At 69.2% G+C, this 16,263-nt stretch carries 12 protein-coding genes; 6 read left to right on the forward strand and 6 right to left on the reverse strand.

Annotated elements, in window-relative coordinates; all coding sequences use genetic code 11:
- Positions 1-9 precede the first annotated feature (9 nt).
- Both T8T98_RS13390 and T8T98_RS13395 read right to left on the reverse strand, forming a co-directional pair.
- On the reverse strand, positions 10-2,058 hold the full coding sequence (locus tag T8T98_RS13390) for an amidohydrolase family protein (RefSeq protein WP_251104817.1): 2,049 nt from the start codon (positions 2,056-2,058) through the stop codon (positions 10-12).
- Positions 2,055-3,011 (reverse strand): ornithine cyclodeaminase family protein, encoded by a 957-nt coding sequence (locus T8T98_RS13395; RefSeq protein WP_251104816.1) that lies wholly within the window; start codon positions 3,009-3,011, stop codon positions 2,055-2,057. The genes T8T98_RS13390 and T8T98_RS13395 overlap by 4 nt, the downstream gene beginning before the upstream one ends.
- A gap of 131 nt (positions 3,012-3,142) precedes the next feature.
- On the opposite strand from T8T98_RS13395, the gene T8T98_RS13400 reads away from it, so the two are divergent.
- The 4 genes from T8T98_RS13400 (at position 3,143) to T8T98_RS13415 (ending at position 7,934) form a co-directional block, all read left to right on the forward strand.
- Positions 3,143-3,616 (forward strand): Lrp/AsnC family transcriptional regulator, encoded by a 474-nt coding sequence (locus T8T98_RS13400; protein WP_160734113.1) that lies wholly within the window; start codon positions 3,143-3,145, stop codon positions 3,614-3,616.
- Positions 3,617-3,711: 95 nt separating this feature from the next.
- Positions 3,712-5,466, forward strand: a complete 1,755-nt coding sequence (locus T8T98_RS13405) for a M61 metallopeptidase family protein (RefSeq protein WP_251104815.1) — start codon at positions 3,712-3,714, stop codon at positions 5,464-5,466.
- A 189-nt stretch (positions 5,467-5,655) separates the two neighbouring features.
- Entirely contained in the window at positions 5,656-7,329 is a 1,674-nt protein-coding gene (locus tag T8T98_RS13410) for a PDZ domain-containing protein (protein ID WP_322295697.1), read from the forward strand.
- A complete protein-coding gene (locus T8T98_RS13415; protein ID WP_251104813.1) occupies positions 7,329-7,934 on the forward strand; it encodes a hypothetical protein in 606 nt (201 codons plus the stop codon). Before T8T98_RS13410 ends, T8T98_RS13415 begins: the two co-directional genes overlap by 1 nt.
- A 35-nt stretch (positions 7,935-7,969) precedes the next feature.
- On the opposite strand, the gene T8T98_RS13420 is transcribed toward T8T98_RS13415, so the two are convergent.
- Positions 7,970-8,392 carry a DUF2147 domain-containing protein gene (locus T8T98_RS13420; RefSeq protein WP_251104812.1) on the reverse strand — a complete coding sequence of 141 codons (423 nt, stop codon included), beginning with the start codon at positions 8,390-8,392 and terminating at the stop codon, positions 7,970-7,972.
- The gene (locus T8T98_RS13425) at positions 8,389-9,243 is read right to left on the reverse strand and encodes a metal-dependent hydrolase (RefSeq protein ID WP_251104811.1); all 855 of its coding nucleotides are present in this window, start codon (positions 9,241-9,243) and stop codon (positions 8,389-8,391) included. Before T8T98_RS13425 ends, T8T98_RS13420 begins: the two co-directional genes overlap by 4 nt.
- Before the next feature lie 160 nt (positions 9,244-9,403).
- On the opposite strand from T8T98_RS13425, the gene T8T98_RS13430 reads away from it, so the two are divergent.
- Together T8T98_RS13430 and T8T98_RS13435 are read left to right on the forward strand one after the other, a co-directional pair.
- On the forward strand, positions 9,404-10,030 hold the full coding sequence (locus T8T98_RS13430; RefSeq protein ID WP_202389093.1) for a TetR/AcrR family transcriptional regulator: 627 nt from the start codon (positions 9,404-9,406) through the stop codon (positions 10,028-10,030).
- A 121-nt stretch (positions 10,031-10,151) separates the two neighbouring features.
- Entirely contained in the window at positions 10,152-11,177 is a 1,026-nt protein-coding gene (locus T8T98_RS13435) for a LacI family DNA-binding transcriptional regulator (protein WP_160734120.1), read from the forward strand.
- Between the two features lie 69 nt (positions 11,178-11,246).
- Here T8T98_RS13435 and T8T98_RS13440 read toward each other — a convergent pair whose 3' ends face one another.
- Both T8T98_RS13440 and T8T98_RS13445 read right to left on the reverse strand, forming a co-directional pair.
- On the reverse strand, positions 11,247-12,830 hold the full coding sequence (locus T8T98_RS13440) for a tryptophan halogenase family protein (protein WP_251104810.1): 1,584 nt from the start codon (positions 12,828-12,830) through the stop codon (positions 11,247-11,249).
- 162 nt (positions 12,831-12,992) lie between these two features.
- Positions 12,993-16,022, reverse strand: a complete 3,030-nt coding sequence (locus tag T8T98_RS13445; RefSeq protein ID WP_251104809.1) for a TonB-dependent receptor — start codon at positions 16,020-16,022, stop codon at positions 12,993-12,995.
- Between the last annotated feature and the right edge of the window lie 241 nt (positions 16,023-16,263).

A 16,263-nucleotide genomic window follows, 5' to 3' on the forward strand; every position in this document is an offset into this window, starting at 1 on the left:
CGGCGCCGGTCAGGGCGCGGTATCGCCGCCCTGTCCCGCGTCCGGCAGCGTCACGGCGGGGGCCGCGGCAAAGGGGCGCACGCCCACTTCGCGCCAGATCTCTTCCGGGAAATAGACCGTGCCGCCCTTCACCACCATCGCGATGCGGTGCAGCGCGGCGAGGTCCTCCAGCGGGTTGCCGTCCACCAGGATGAAGTCCGCCAGCTTGCCCCGGGCGATCGAGCCGAGCCGCTGGTCGCGGCCGAGGTATTGCTCGGGCCCCAGCGTCGCGAGGTGCAGCACCTCGGCCGGCGCGATGCCCGCCTCGCCATAGATCTGCAGCTCGCGGTGGACCGAAAGGCCGGTGGCATCGTCGGTTCCGGGCAGGATCGCGATCCCGCGCCGGTGCATCTGCGCCAGCAGGCGCTTGATCGTTTCGAACGCGCCGAGGTAGGCCGCCTCGTCGGCCGGGCTCTCGATCCGCGCGATCCCCTGCCGCCGGCGGCGTTGCAGCGCGGTCGGCAAGTGGTCGAAATAGCTGGCGACCGCCGGGCTGATCGCGCCGTCGCGGCTCAGCATCAGCAGTTCCAGCGTCACCGCGGTCGGATCGATCGCGACCCCGCGCGCCGCCATCGCGTCGAGCGTCGCGGCCACCCGCGGGGCCGACAGGTCCAGCCCGGCGGTGCGCTTCATCGCGGTCAGCCGCAGGATCGTGCGCGTGTCCTCGCCCGGTTCCAGCACCCAGCCGAGCATGAGCTGGTTGATATGGGTCAGCTCGTCGTAGCCGGCGGCGATCATGGCATCGGCATCCGTGAAGGCCGGGACGTGCCCGGTCACGCCCAGGCCGTGCTTCTTCGCCTCGTCCACGATATCGCCGACCCAGTCGGGGTTCATCGAGTTGTAGATCTTGACCTGCCAGTATCCGCGCGCGGCGTACCAGCGCACGGCGGCGCGCGCTTCCTGCGCGCTGTCGACGATGAAGCCGTTGCGCGACGAATATTCGCTGCGCCCTTCGAGAAACCCGTTGCGCACGATCCGCGGCCCGGCCACTTCGCCGCGCGCGATCCGTTCCTGCAGGTCGAGCAGGAAGGCATTGTCGTTGCCCATGTCGCGGACCGAGGTGACACCCGCTGCGATGTAGAGCAGCGCCGACTGCAGCGAGACGTGGGCATGCATGTCGTGCAGGCCGGGCAGGACGGTGCGACCGGCCCCGTCGACCACGACTTCGCCCGGCGTCGGGGGGCTGTCGAGCGGTTCGACCGCGGCAATTTCCCCGCCATGGAAAACGAGCGAGACCGGCGCGCCCAGCGTGCCGCCCTCGGGGTCGAAGATCCGCACGTTGCGCAGGCGCACCGGCGCGTCGAAGCGATGCGCGACCTTGTCCTGGATGCGCGCGAAGCGTTCGGCCTGGCGGCTCGCGGCGAGCGCGGAAAGCGCCTCGGCCTCGTTCTCGAAGCCTTCGCGAACGGTCACCGATCCGGGGGAAATGCGCGCGAACAGCGCGCCGTCGTCGTCCAGCAGGACCGTATCGGGCGACAGACCGATCCCGTGGATCGACACCGCGCGATAGCGCACGCCGCCGATCTCGACAGGTTCGCCTTCGCTCAGCGTCAGCGTTCCGCCGGGCAGGGCCGGGATCGCGCGGTCCGCATCGGCCAGCAGGGCCCGGGCATAGAGCCCCAGCGCCCAGGGGCTGCCCTCCTGCGCGACGTAGATCGCCTCCCCTTCCACCGTGGCCGAGCCGCTGCCGGTCGAATCGGTCCAGCGCGCGCGCGCGCCCTCGCGCACGAAGCGTTCGTCGATCGCGTTCTGGAAGGTCGAGGTCCCTTCCAGGTGCCAGCGCCGCGGCAGGCCGCGGTCGTCGAGCACGATCGATTCGCGCATCGTCGGGCCGCGCCCGTTGTTCTTGACGTCGTAGGTTACCGAGACCTGCCCCCCGTCCGTCTCGGCGACGAGAAAGCCCACTTTCTCCCCGTTCGCCACCACGGCATAGCGTTCGGTGCCGGCGATCGCCGCGCTCGACGCCCCGGCCAGCATGGCAAGGGCGAAGGCGGCGCGGAACGGGCGGGTGCGGATCATGGGCGGGAGCTCCGGTAGAGATGGGCGGCGGCGGCAAGGTCCTGTACCGCGTGGCCGAGCGACTTGTAGGCGGTGATTTCCTCGTCCGAGCGGCGGCCGGGCTTCCGTTCCAGCAGGATCTCGCCGATCTCGGCGACGATATGGTCGTCGGTCACCAGCCCTTCGTCGCGCGCGACGAGGAACTCGGCCGCGGCGTCGAGCGCGGAGGCGCGGCTGTCGGCGACATAGCGGGCGCGGGCGACCAGCTCGCTGTCCACTTCCACCGGGCCCGGGCCGCTGGAGCCGACGATGTTGACATGGCACCCGGGGCGCAGCCAGCGGCCGGCCAGGATCGGCTCGCGCGCGCCGGTCAGCGTGCAGACCACGTCGGCGCTGGCCACTTCCGCCGGCAGCTCGCCGGCCGGCCTGACGGGCAGCGCGCCGGAAAACTCCTCCACCAGCGCGCGCACCTTGTCCGGGTTGCGGCCCCAGATCGCGATCCGTTCGAAATCGCGGACCAGCGGCAGGGCGCGCAGGTGCGTCCGCGCCTGGCCGCCGGTGCCCATGATCAGCAGGCGCCGCGCGTCGCGGCGGGCGAGAACGTCGGTCGCCATGGCCGTCGCCGCGGCGGTGCGGATATGCGTCACTTCCTCGGCATCGACGATGCACACGGGGCGCCCCTCGTCCGGTTCGAACATCGCGATCACCCCGCGGTGGCGGCGCGTTCCGGGCTCGCCGGGGGAGGGGAAGACGCTGATCATCTTGGCCCCGAACATGTCGTCGTCGCCCAGGGCACCGGGCATCTGGGCGAACGTGCGCCCTTCGCCCATGTGGAACATCGTGCGCAGCAACTGGCGCGTGCGCCCGTCCGAAAGCGCCATCATCGCCTCGCGCACGACGGCGATGCAGGCGCGGTAGTCCAGGTGCGCGCGGACGTAGTCGCCGTCGAAGATCGCCAGTTCGGATTTGCGCATGTCCACCCCTTTCGTTCGCGCGCCGGTCGCGGCCACCCTAGCCGGGGCGGGGCGATCAGATTTGTCTTTTCGCCCCAAGCAGCCTAGTCGGGAGCATCGATTTTCGCCGCCCTTGCCCGATGGAGCATAAAATGTCCGCCGATCTCGATCGCCTCGACCTCAAGATCCTGGACCGGCTCCAGATCGACGCCGCCGATTCATCGAGCGCGATCGCCGAGCACGTCGGCCTTTCGCAATCGCCCTGCTGGCGCCGGATCCAGCGGCTGAAGGACCAGGGCTACGTCAAGCGGCAGGTGGCGATCCTCGACCGCGAGAAGTTCGGCGAGAGCATGTATATCTTCGCCCAGCTCAAGGTCTCGCGCCTCACCGACGACCAGCGCGAGCGATTCGTCAACGCGCTGCAGGACATCGACGAGGTGACCGAGGCCTATACCCTGTTCGGCGAGATGGACGTGATCCTGAAAGTGCTGGCGCCCAATATCGCCTGGTACCAGAACTTCACCTTCCGCCGGCTGCTCCGCCTGCCGGGGGTGGAGGACGTGCGCTCGACCGCGACGCTCTCGGAACTCAAGTGCACGCATCGCATCCCGCTGCCCGCGCTCTGAGCGGCGCGCGCCGATGCATCATTTATGCGCCTCGCCGCCCGGCGCGCGCGGCTTCGCATAGGCCATGCGCGCATGCTTGCGATAGGCTGCAGGGCATGACTTTCGCCCGCCAAGCCGCCGCCATCGCCGCCACCGCGCCCCTCGCCGGGGCAGTCCTCGCCGCGCTCGCCTTCGCCGCCCCGGTCGCGGCCCGGGAAGCGCCGCAGGAAGCACCCCGGGCAGCGCGGGAGGGATCGCCGCCCCGCTTCGACCTGCTGCTGGCGCCCGGCGACCGCGACGGCGACGGGACGATCGAGACGCTCGGCGTCACCGCGACGGTGGCCGATGCGCCGGCGACCTTCCGCCTCCCGCTGGTGCTCAACACCGTCGTGACGTCCGCCGCGGACATCGCGCAGCTTTCGTTTACCGACGCGCGCGGGCCGCTGGCCGCGACGGTCGAGGACGAGCGGCCCGATCCGGCGAACGCGATCCGGCGCTGGCACGCGGAGCGGCCGCCCGAAGGGCCGCTGACGATCCGTTATGCCCTCGCGATCGATCCCGACCGGCCGTTCATGGCACTGCCGCAATACGAGTTGCGGACCGGGCCGACGGGCTTTTCCGGGGCGGGGACGGCCTTCGTCGTCCTGCCCGAAGACGACGTGCGGCGCGACGTGCGCGTGGCCTGGGACCTGTCCGCCCTGCCCGCGGGGGCGCTCGGCATCTCCAGCCTCGGGGTCGGCGATGCGCGTTCCGAACGCGCGCTGTCGGCGGGCGATCTCGCCTCCACCTACTACATGGCCGGCCGGCCCGAGCTCTTCCGGTCGGACGGGTTCTTCGCCGCCTGGCAGGGGGCGCTCGGCTTCCCGGGGCACGAACTGATGCAATGGGCGGCCGATCTCCACGCCTTCTACGGCCGCTTCTTCCGCCACAGGCCGGCGACGTTCGGGGTCTTCGGCCGGACCAACGCGGTCAACCCGGGCAGCGGGATCGGCCTGACCGACAGCTTCGCCTTCACCTTCGACGAACATACCCCGGCCGACGAGCTGAAGGGCCTGCTGGCGCACGAGATGCTCCACGCCTGGGTTCGGTCGCTCAGCGACGGGGGCGACGGGGCGGGCGGCCTGGCATCATCCTGGTTCAGCGAGGGCCTGGCCGTGCATTACCAGCGGATGTTGCCGTGGCGGGCGGGCCTGATCGACGACGAGGCCTTCCTGGCTGACCTGAACGCGACCGCGGGCCGTTATTACACCAATGCCCTGATCGCGACGCCGAACGAACAGGTCCCGGCCGGGTTCTGGCGCGACACGCGCATCCGCGTCCTGCCCTACGACCGCGGATCGCTCTATTTCGCCGCCCTCGACGAGGATATTCGCGCGGCGTCGGGCGGGGCGCGCAGCCTCGACGACCTCGTGCGCGCGATGCTGGCCGAGCGGCGCGCGGGCCGGCCGATGGACCGGGCGCTGTTCGAACGGCTGCTGCACGCCGAACTGGGCGACGACGGCCTGGCCGGGCTGGAGGCGATGCTGGCCGGGGACACAGTCCTCCCCTCCCCCGACGCATTCGGCCCCTGCTTCACGCGCGTCACGCGGCCGCTGCGCCGTTTCGACCTGGGCTTCGACCCCGCCGTCCTCGTTGCAGAGGAGCGCGTGGTCACCGGCCTCAAGCCCGGCTCGCAGGCCGCGCGGGCCGGGCTGCGAAACGGCGACCGGATCGTGAACCGCTTCCCGCAGGATTCGCTCCAGGGCGACCAGGAAGCGACGCTGACCCTCCAGGTCGAGCGCGACGGCCGCCGGTTCGAGATCACCTACCTCCCCCGCGGCGAGACGGTCGAGGCCTACCAGTGGCAACCCCGGGACTGCGCCCGACGCTAGCCGCGGGCGGCGCGCGGCAGGTCGGCGCTGCAGTTCCTCCTGACAACGTGTCGCAGCAGCTCTTCGCAGGCCGTTCCGCAAATTTGCGTAACTTGCACCCGGGCCCCGACAGGCGTAATCAAGTTGCCTCGATGCGTTTGGGGGGAACGGATCATGACATATCGTGCACTTCGGTCGCTGGCGACCGTCATGGCTGTATCGCTGGCGACGCCGGTCGTTGCCCAGGAAAGAATCCAGCCTAATTCCCAATACTTTATGGTTAGCGAGTTCTTCGTTCCCGATGCGAGCGGAGAGCTGGAGGAATATCGCGCCGCGGGCTTCGCGCAGCCGGCGGCGACCGGTGTTTCGCCGCGGCTCTGGCTCCTGCCGGTCATGTCGGTCGATCCCGAGTCGCTGACCTTTTACGACGAGCGGGGCATCCCGTTCACGCCCAGCCAGTATTCGGACAGGACGGCCGCCTCGATATCGGTGCCGATCCGGTACGATGCCTCGATGCCCGATGCGCGCGAACGCGCCGGGATCGCGGCGGCGCTGAAGGGGGAATCGCTGAACCGGTGGGCCACGCACTGGCTGGCCGGCCCCGACAGGCCCTTCGTGCACCCGCCGCTGGCCGGAAACCCGGCGGTGGGCAACCTGGTGTTCCAGGCCTATCAGCAGTACAAGCCGTTCTACGACAAGCTCGGGCAATACGCGAAGGCCTACGAAGGGTATCAGCCGTACGCGGCGACCCTCAACGAAGTGCGGGTGCAACTGCTGGTTGACGGCGAAGTGATCGCCATGCGCGATTATTCCGGCTCGCTGGTCAATTTCGGCAATTCGATGCCCTCGCTGACGGTGACCGCGCCCACGCTCTACCAGCAGAACAAGATCGCGGCCGGCGATTTCGAGGTCAACGTCGGCTATCGCTTCCTCGATGCGAAAACCTCGGTGGTGGAGGGGCGCTACGACGTCCGCCAGGTCCTGCGCCAGTTCGTGGAGGAAACGCGCCGCGCCAAGACCAAGCGGACTTCGTCGGGCTGGCAGGTTCTCGGCTTCGGCAGCCGGCGGTCGCGGCTGAAGACCTCGCTGGAAGAGAACTTCACGTCCAATGCCAACGTCGAGCAGATGGAAGGCACCCGCGTCGTGACCTACGACGCGACCGACGACATGCTCGACAGTTTCGAGGCCGCGTTCTTCCCCGCGCTCAGCAAGCAGCAGTTGTTCGACCGGCACATGAAGGCGGCCGAACAGGCGCAGGCATCGGGCAAGGACGACCTGGCCAAGCTGCATCGCGACTATGCGACCGCCATCGCCAACGACGATGAAATGGCCGAAGTCGATATCGACAAGGCGGCCGCCGCGCTGTCCGCGCAGGATTATGCCGGCTTCATCGCCCACGGCATGCGCTTTTCCAACAGCAGCCACCAGCGCACCGACAATTTTCGGCGGGTGGTCAACACCACCGCGGAAATCGAACAGCACAAGGAATGGCTGGATTACCGCACGCAGACGGTCCAGCGCGAAACGACGGTGCCCGTGGCAATCGAGGCGGGCCGCGAGTGGAAGGCCGCGATGGGGCTGTGCGAAGCCGGCAACATGACGGTGCCGATCTTCCGCCCCTACATGCCGCCGCAGCCGCGCCAGGTTACCGTGCTGTCGTGCATCGAGCCGCAGGGGCCGCTGCACAAGGCGGGCTTCCAGCCGGGCATGTGGGTCGTCGATTTCGACGGGCAGACCGTCAGCAGCATTTCCGACATCGAGAAGCTGCTGGCCGCCCGCGAACCGGGCGATCACATCAATGTCCGCTATATCGACGTGCCCGCATCGACCCCCATGCAGACGGCGGTTTCCAGCCGGTGGGTCACGCTGGGTCGCCGGCCGTGATGCACCGGCGGCGCGCCGGCACCGCGCTGGCCGCGCTCGTGCTGGCCGGGCAGCCGGCCCTGGCCGCGGCGTCTTCGTGCATGGACGGCGATCCGCAGGCCTGGCTCGATACCCCGGCGCAGCGCGCGCTCTATACGCGGCTCGGCGCATACCTTTCGTGCCCCGACCACCCGGTCGACGGACCGCTCGCCGATCGGGCGGCGTGCAACTACTTCGTCGGCAAGGTGCTGCAGGAGGAATTCGGGGTGGACGACTTCGTCCGCCCCACGGGCGGCTGGCTGACCGCCAACGAGATCGCGGCGAAGGTGGCCGCGCCGCAGTCGCGCTGGCGCAGCCTCGGCCCCGCGGCCAGCCAGGCCGCGCTGCGCCGGGCGAGCGAGGCGGCAGGCGAGGGGGCGGCGGTGATCGCCGTCAGCACCGGGTCGCCCGGCCACGTGGCGCTCGTCCTGCCCGGGGCGCTGCGGCGCTCCGGCAACTGGAAGCTCGACGTGCCCAATTCGGCCTCGTTCTCGCTCGGCGCGGTCGAGAAAGCCTATGTCTTCTGCCGCCTGTCCTATGCCTTCGGCGGGCCGGAGGGCGTGACCCTCTATCGCCGCGAGAGCTGACCGGCATCGCCACCCCCAGCGCGCGGCGGGGGCGCTCAGCGCAGGCGGGTCCAGGTCTTGGTGCGGCAGAAGATCGCGGCCTTGCAGCCCTTGACCTCCAGCTTGCCGTCGGCCCGCAGCGTCAGGTAGCCGGTGGCCGCGCCGTCGCCCGATTCCGGGTCGTAGACCGGGCCGCCCTTCCACTCGCGCGGGCCGCCGCGGAAATCGCGCAGGACGACCAGACCCTTCAGCCGGCGGTTTCGCAGCGAGCGGTCGGCATTGCGCACGTCGCGCAAGTCGGGGTTCGCGCGCAGGCGGCGGGCATCGACGATCCGGCCGCACAGCGCCTCGCCGCAGCGGTAGATCTCGACTTTGCCGCCCTCGCTGCCCGTGGCCCACAGGCCGGTGATCGGGCTCGCGCTGGCCGCGGCCGGGACAGCGGCGGCGAGCAGCGCGGCAATCGCAACGAGGCGTTTCATGCGGGCGCCTTTCCGTCTGCGGGCGGAGCGAGCGTCTCGAGCGCGCGGGCGACCAGCGCGCGGTCGTCGTGCTGCCACGGGTGGAAGCCGGGGCGCATGTATCCCACCGCGCCCGATACCAGCAGGCGCATGGCCCCGCCGCGCCCGTAGAGATAGCGCAGCAGCCGGGCCCAGGTCCGCCAGTCGTTGCGCCCGTCCTGCGCCAGGAGGCCGGCCGTATTGGCGAAGACGACATAGTGGAAGCGGACGGTGGCCGCCCCCATCGCGAAGGATCGCCGCAGCCAGCGCCGCCAGCGCGGCAGATGGCGCGAGGCGTGGAGCCAGGTGTCGTATGCGACCGCCTTGTGCTCGATTTCCTCGATCGCGTGCCAGCGCCACATGCGCTGCGCCTCCGGGTCGGCGCCTTCGAGGTGCGCCGGGTCGGACAGGACCGCGTTGGCGAGCGTGGCGGTGAAGTGCTCCAGCGCGCAGGTCGCGGCCAGCTGCATCATCGGCGGGCGCCGCCTGGCCCAGGCGATCGTGCGCGCCGCGCGGTCTTCCGCCGGGGCGATGTCGAACCCCGCCTCGCGTGCCTGCTTGTTGAAGAACACGTGTTCGCGCGTGTGCATCGATTCCTGGTAGATGAAATCGTCGATCTGTTCGCGCAGCGCCGGCGGGGCGTCGTCGCGATAGTGGCGCACCGCGGTCATGAAGAACTTCTCCCCCACCGGGAAGGTCGAGGACAGGGCGTTGAAGAACGCCGTGCGCCCGGGGTCGCCCCCGTGCCACCAGCGCCGTTGCGCCTCGCCCCGGCCGAATTTCCAGTTGCGCTTGCGGATCGCCAGGTCGTCGGGTGTTCGTGAACAGGCCATTTGCAAACCTCCTTGTCTTCGAAGCCCCATTTAATTGACATTGATGTAAATGTAAAGGCGAGGCCTGCAAGACGCAGACAGGGGGTGACGCGCGCGGGCACTTCTGTATGTGCTATCAGGCATCTAGGCCGGATTTGGCCGGCTGGTCATGGAGGGGCAGATGGCAGACCCGAAAGTTCCGCGGGTCCGGCGGCGCAAGCGCATGGGCGACGAAGTGCGCGAGGAGGCCCTCGTCGCGGCGCGAAGGCTGCTGCTCGATCGCGGGCCGTCGGCCGTCACCGTGGCCAATGTCGGCGCGGCGATCGGCATGTCGCACGCCAATGTCCTGCACCATTTCGGCTCCGCCGCGAGCCTGCAGTCCTCGCTGATGGGCAAGATGATCCGCGATCTCACCGATGCGCTCGACAACGTGGTCGAGCTGCTCAAGACCGACGCGGCCGCCCCGCGCACGGTGACGGACAAGGTGTTCGACGCCTTCGACCGGGGCGGCGCCGGGCAGCTGGCCGCCTGGATCATCCTGTCGGGCGACGTCGAGCAGCTCGCCCCGGTGCGCGACGCGGTCCGCGCCCTGGTCGAGGCGATCATGGGCCAGGCGAACGACGACAATGCCGATGCCCGCGTGCGCGCCGCCGTGCTGATGATGGCGGTCAGCGCGTTCGGCGACGCGGTGATCGGCCCCCACTTGCGCGAGATGCTCGACCAGGACGAGCGCGCGATGCGCGATCTCGTCACCCGCATCCTGCCGCTGTTCCTGCTGCCCGACGGGATTCCCCCCGCCGCCCCGTGACGCCGCGCGCCTGCCGCCCGGCCACCGCCCCAACCATCGGCCCAACCATCGGCCCAACCATCGGCCCCGGCCCCCGCCCCGCGCGTTGACAGCGTGAGACAACTGCGCCACGAAACCGTCGATGGCCCGCGGAAAGAAGCGTTCGACGATCGTCGATGTCGCCAAGCTGGCGCAAGTGTCGCCCAAGAGCGTCTCGCGCGTGTTCAACAACGAACCGCACATCACGCCGGCGCTGCGCAAGAAGGTGCTGCGCGCGGCGGAAACGCTGAATTACCACCCCAATGTCATGGCTCAGGGGCTTGTGCGCCGGCAATCCTACCTGATCGGGCTGGTCTATGAAAAACCCAGCCCGAGCTACGTGGTCGAGCTGCAGCGCGGCGCGCTGGAGCGGCTGCACGGCGAACGCTACCGCCTGATCGTGCTGCCGGTCGAATCGGTCGGCGACCACCCGCAGGACGTTGTCGCCACGATCCGCTCCGCCGCGCTCGACGGGGTGATCCTGGCCCCGCCCGCGGCCGACCATCCCGAGGTGCTCGACGGGCTGCTCCAGGCGCGCGTGCCCTTCGCCCGCATCACCCCGCAATCGCGCGAAGGCGTGGGCCTGTCGACGACGATGGACGACATCGCCGCCGGGCGCGAGATCGCCGAACACGTGATCGGCCAGGGCCACCGGCGGATCGCGATCATCAAGGGCGACCCGGCCCACCCGGTCAGCGAACAGCGGCTGGCCGCCTATCGCGCCGCGTTCGAGGACGCGGGGGTCGCCTACCTGCCCGAACTGGTCGAAACCGGGGATTTCAGCTTCGAATCGGGCTACGAGGCGACGAGGCGCATCCTCTCGCGCAAGCTGCGCCCGACCGCGATCCTGGCGCAGAACGACGACATGGCCGTGGGCGCGATGTCGGCTGCGCGCGAGCTGGGGTTCGACGTGCCGGCAGACCTGAGCGTGGCCGGGTTCGACGATTCGGAAATCGCGCGCGTGGTCTGGCCGCGGCTGACCACGGTGCGCCAGCCGGTCGTCGAGATGGCCCATACAGCGGCCGACATGCTGCTGCGCGAACTGGCGGGCGAAGATCCCGGCCCCACCGTGGTCCACACGCACAGCCTGGTCGAACGCCTCACCGTCGCCCCGCCGCCCGCGGCCTGATCGGCGCGCGCCCGGCCCGCCCGCACCCCGGCGGTCCCCCCGCCCGATCAGCGCCCGGTCAGCGCCCGATCAGCGCCCGGCCCAGCCGGCCCCCACGCCGAACGCCGGCCGCCGCGTTTCCGCCGGGTCGAGCAAGCGTGCCAGGATTGCATCGTGGGTCGGCGCCGCGCGGCGGAAGGCCTGCATCGCGCCGCGCAACTGCCCGATCACCTCGCGCACTTCGGCTGCGGGCACGGCCCCGGCCAGCGGGTCGATCGCCGCCGGCACCAGCCCCATGCCGTGCATGACGTAGAACCAGTTGATGTCGGCGAACAGCTCGCGCTGGCGCGCGGCGATCCGCCCGGTCCGTTCGAACAGCTCGATCTTCTCGGCCAGCGTATCGGGCAGGGCGAGGCCGCGCATGTGGTCCCAGAACGGCTCGCCCTCGCGCCGGTTGGGGGCATAGTGCAGCAGCAGGAAATCGCGGATATGCGCGTATTCGCGGTGGACGTCGCGGTTGTAGGCAGCCCGCAGCGCGGGGTCGAAACCGCGATCGGGGAACAGGTCCAGCAGCCGGTTGAGCCCGGTGTGGATCAGGTGGATGCTGGTCGATTCGAGCGGTTCGAGGAAGCCCGCCGCGAGCCCGATCGCAAGGCAGTTGCCGACCCAGGCGCGCCGGCGCAGACCGGCGGTGAAGCGCAGCACGCGCGGCTGCGCCAGCGGCTCGCCGTCCAGCCCGGCCAGCAGTTCCGCCTCCGCATCGGCATCGTCGATGAAGTCGCTGGCATAGACGAGGCCGTTGCCGGTGCGGTGCTGCAGCGGAATGCACCATTGCCAGCCCGCGCTTCGCGCGGTGGCCAGCGTGTGCGGCGCGCGCCGGGCCTGCGCCGCGGTGGGCGCGGCGATCGCCCGGTCGCAGGGCAGCCAGTGCCTCCAGTCCTCGAACCCGGCGCCGAGCGTTTCCTCGATCAGCAGGCCGCGAAAGCCCGAGCAATCGATGTAGAAATCCGCCGACAGCGCCGTGCCGTCGTCGAACGCGATCGCCGCGATCGTCTCCCCTTCGCCGCGCCGCGCGCCGACGATCCGCCGGTCGAGCCGCTCGACCCCCGCGCGCTCGGCATGGTCGCGCAGGAAGGCCGCGACCAGCCCGGCGTCGAAATGCAGCGCATAGGCGACGGCGCCGCCCGGCCACTGCCCGTCGGGCGAAGGGAAGGCGAACTTGCCGTCCTCGGCCAGCGCGGCGGCGGGGCACAGGTCGGCCAGCGTTTCGCCGTGCCCTTCGGCAAGGGTGCGGCAGTAAAAATGGTGGAAGGGGCGCCGGTTGATCGTCACGCCCAGGCTGCCGAACGGGTGCCAGTATTCGTGCCCGCGGTGCAGCCAGTCGCGAAAGCGGATGCCCAGCTTGAACGTCGCCTGGCAGCGGCGGATGAATTCCACCTCGTCCGCGCCGATATTGTGCAGGAAATCGAAGATCGGCGGGATCGTCGCCTCGCCCACCCCGACCGTGGGAATGGCCGAGGATTCGACCAGCGTTATCCGGCAGCCGCTGCCGCGCAGCACCCGGGCCAGCAGGGCCGCGGCGGACCAGCCCGCCGTGCCCCCGCCGACGATGCAGATCGATCGCAGCGGCCCCGCGCCGCCCGTCGCGTCACCGCCCGTCGCGTTACCCGTCATGGCTTGCCCCCTGGCTTCCCGGCCCTGGCTTCCCGGCCCTGGCTTCCCGGCCTTCCCTGTCCCGTCTTTCCCTGCCGGCTCCTGTTCGCCCCCCCGCCGGAAAACGCGATGGCGGCCGTTGCAAGCAAGGGCCGCCACCGGTTTTCGGGGAGGACCGAAAACTCAGAAAGTGAACTTCACCCCGCCGTAGATCCGGCGCGATCCCGACTGGTAACGGAACGGCAGCTCGGGGAACTGCAGGTAGACGCTGGTATCGGCCTTGGTGATGTTGATCGCCTCGGCAAAGACCTCGAAATTGTCGGTCACGCTGTAGCTGATCTGCCCGTCGAGCTGGCCATAGGCCTTCTGGTAGATGCCCAGCGTCCGCGTGACCGAGCCGTCGGCGAAGCCGAAGTTGCCCATGTACTGCTTCGAACGCCAGCTGTAGCTGGCCCGCGCGGCGAAGCCGTAGCGTTCGAAATAGACCTGGCCGTTGGCCGAGTGCTTCGAGACCCCGGGCAGGGGCAGGCTGTCGGTGAAATCGGTGCTGAAGTCTGTCTCGGTGTCCGAGAACGTGTAGTTCGCGGTAAAGCCGAGGCCGAAATCGAACGCGTACTGCGCCGCCAGTTCCAGCCCCTTGACCCGGCCGCCCGAACCGTTCGCCGGCTGCGAGACCGGCCCCATGCGGCCGCCGCCCTGGTCGTTGACGAAGACCGCCACCGTTTCGTTGACGATGAAGCTGTCCACTTCCTTCCAGAACAGCCCCGCCGACAGCAGGCCCTGGTCGCCGAAGTAGTGTTCCACCCCGAGGTCGAACTGGTAGGCGCGGAACGGATCGAGCTCCGCGTTGCCGCGCGAGCCGTTGGTGAACTTGAACAGGTCGTCCGCCGGGTCGCGGGTGAACTGGGTCGAGAAGCCCTGGCCCAGCGAGACGAGCGGCTGGCGGGCGACCACGCGCGCGGCCGAAAACCGCACCTTGGTCCCCTCGCTCACGTCGAACACCGCGTTCGCGCTGGGCAGGAAATCGGTATAGCTGCGCACGACGGTATTGGTGGTGAAATCGCGCAGCACGCCGTTCCAGCTGTCGGTGCCCCAGTAACTGGGATCGGCATTGGCCGGCTGGTTCTGGTCCACCGTCAGCTTGGTGTTGACGACCCGCAGGCCGACGTTGACGTGATAGGGATCGTCCACCCCGCCCACGTCTGCCATGACGTAGCCGGCCTTGGTCTCCTCCTTCACGCGGTAGGTCTGCAGCGGGTCTTCGAAGAAAGTGAACGGCGTGTCCGGATAGAGCGCCTGGATCCATTCGAGCGCATTGGTCATCTGCGACCGGTCGGCCACCAGCACCGTGTCGCCCTGGACCCGGCCGCCGCCGGCGAAGTTCTCGATCGCCTCGACCCGCTCGGGATTGCTCACCGGCGTCTGGTAGGGGGTGATCAGCGCCGGCGAGTTGCCGAAGCGGCTGCACCCGGCGAAAGCGGCCGGCTTGTTCGGTTCGGGCAGGTCGCAGATCTTGTACCCGATCGCGCCGTCCTGGAAATAGCCGTAGGGCGTCCAGTTGTACGAATAGCCTTCGACCCGCTCGTCTTCCGGGATCGCGGTGGCATCCATCTCGCCCTTGCCGCTGTAATCGGCGAGGTAGCGGCCGGAAACGAAATCGACCGTGCGCTGGCCATAGCGGAAGCCGGCGCTGAGCGTGACCGTGTCCTCGAAGCTGTCGTCGACGTCGTAGGCGAAGTCCGCCCGCAGCGAATGCCCGTCGATGTCCGACCGGTCGCCGAAGGCCCAGTGCGACTTGAAGAACCCGTATTCGGGGTTGCTGAACAGGTCTTGCGGGCTGCTCGGCGCGATCCCGAAGCTGGGGAAATCGCCGTTGGCGTAAGTGAAATCGAACGTCGGCGGCGCGGCGTCGTTGGGCGTGAAACCGGGCTGCGGACCCGAAGTGCCCGGCCCGCGCACGCCGTAGGCGGTATAGCGCACGTCGTTGTTGGCAACCTCGCGCTCCATGCTCGACGAGGCGTAGTTGGCCATGATCGAGGCGCGGAAATTGGTGTCGTTGTCCCAATCGACAGCGAACTGCAGGTTGTCGGACTTGATGTTCGAAACGTCGACGAACGAAATCGCCTCGGCCGACTGGGCGCGGACCGTGCCCTCCAGCAGGACGCCGTTGTCGTTGATCGTGTAATCGCCGACGAGGCCCTGCGATTCGCCCTGGCCGAACGGAAACTTCACCGAGGCTTCGCGCGTGTCGATCTTCAGGTCCGAATGGAAATATTGCGCGCTGACTTCGAGCGTGTCGGTCGGGCGATAGGTGATCCCCAGCGAGGCGCCCCAGCGCCGGCGATACTGGTCGCGATCGGTGACGTAGCGGTACTCGGGCGCGTAATAGTTGGTCGGCACGGTGTCGCGGTCGCGGCGCCCCTCGTCGAAGGCCCAGTTGCCGCGGTTGTCGCCGCCCAGAACGTTGACGTGATTGTTCGTCTTCTCGTAGCTGAACGAGGCGATCACGCCGAGACGGTCGTTGAAATTGTATCCAAGGACCGCGGCGCCCGCCGGCTCCCAGCCGGAAATCTCGCTGCCCTTGCTCATCTTGGCATTGCCGGCCAGCGTCAGCCCGTCCTTCAGGTTCAGCGGGTTGCGCGTCTTCAGGTTGATGATGCCGCCCAGCCCCCCTGCCAGCAGCGAGGCATTGGGGGACTTGAACACCTCGATCCCGCCGATCAGCTCGGACGGCACGCCTTCGAGGCTGTCGTTGCGGTTATAATTGCCTTCGCCGACCTTGTAGACTTCCAGCCCGCTGACGAAGAGCTCGCCGTTGAGCAGGGTGACGTTCTGCTCCAGCCCGCGGATGCGGACTTTCGATCCCTGGCCGTTCTCGCGGTCGATCTGGATGCCCGGCAGGCGCTGGAGCGATTCGGCCACGTTCTGGTCGGGGAACTTGCCGATATCCTCGGCCGTGACCGATTCGATGATCAGGTTCGATTCGCGCTTGGCGTTGAGCGCGCTCTCGAGCGAGGCCCTGAAGCCGGTGACGACGATGACGTCGCCGCCCGGCTCCGCGGCCGGTTGGGCAGCCGTTTCGGGGGCCGCCTGCCGGCCGGTGTCGGCCGCGTCCGCCGCCTGGGCGAAGGCCGGCGGGGTGGCAGCGCCCAGGGCCAGGACCGATGCGGCGGCCAGGAACGTGGAACGGTTTCGTGAACTCCGGCTGTGCATTTCAGTATCCTCCCAAAACCGCATCTTTGCGTGCGGATTTCTCTCGTGATGCGCCGATCGCCTGGCCCGACTCGGGCACCGGCGACCCAATGCGACTTTACTGGTTGCATAAATCTGTCAACGTTGTCAAACAGCACCTGTCACTAGCGGAAAAATCGCGACCTTCCGCGATATTTTCTGTCAAGGTTGTCAGACCCGGCTCGACCCGAGGAGAACGACGGGCGGCCGCGGCCGGATGGGA

It is taken from the genome of Pelagerythrobacter marinus, from assembly GCF_034375205.1.
Lineage (GTDB): Bacteria > Pseudomonadota > Alphaproteobacteria > Sphingomonadales > Sphingomonadaceae > Pelagerythrobacter > Pelagerythrobacter marinus.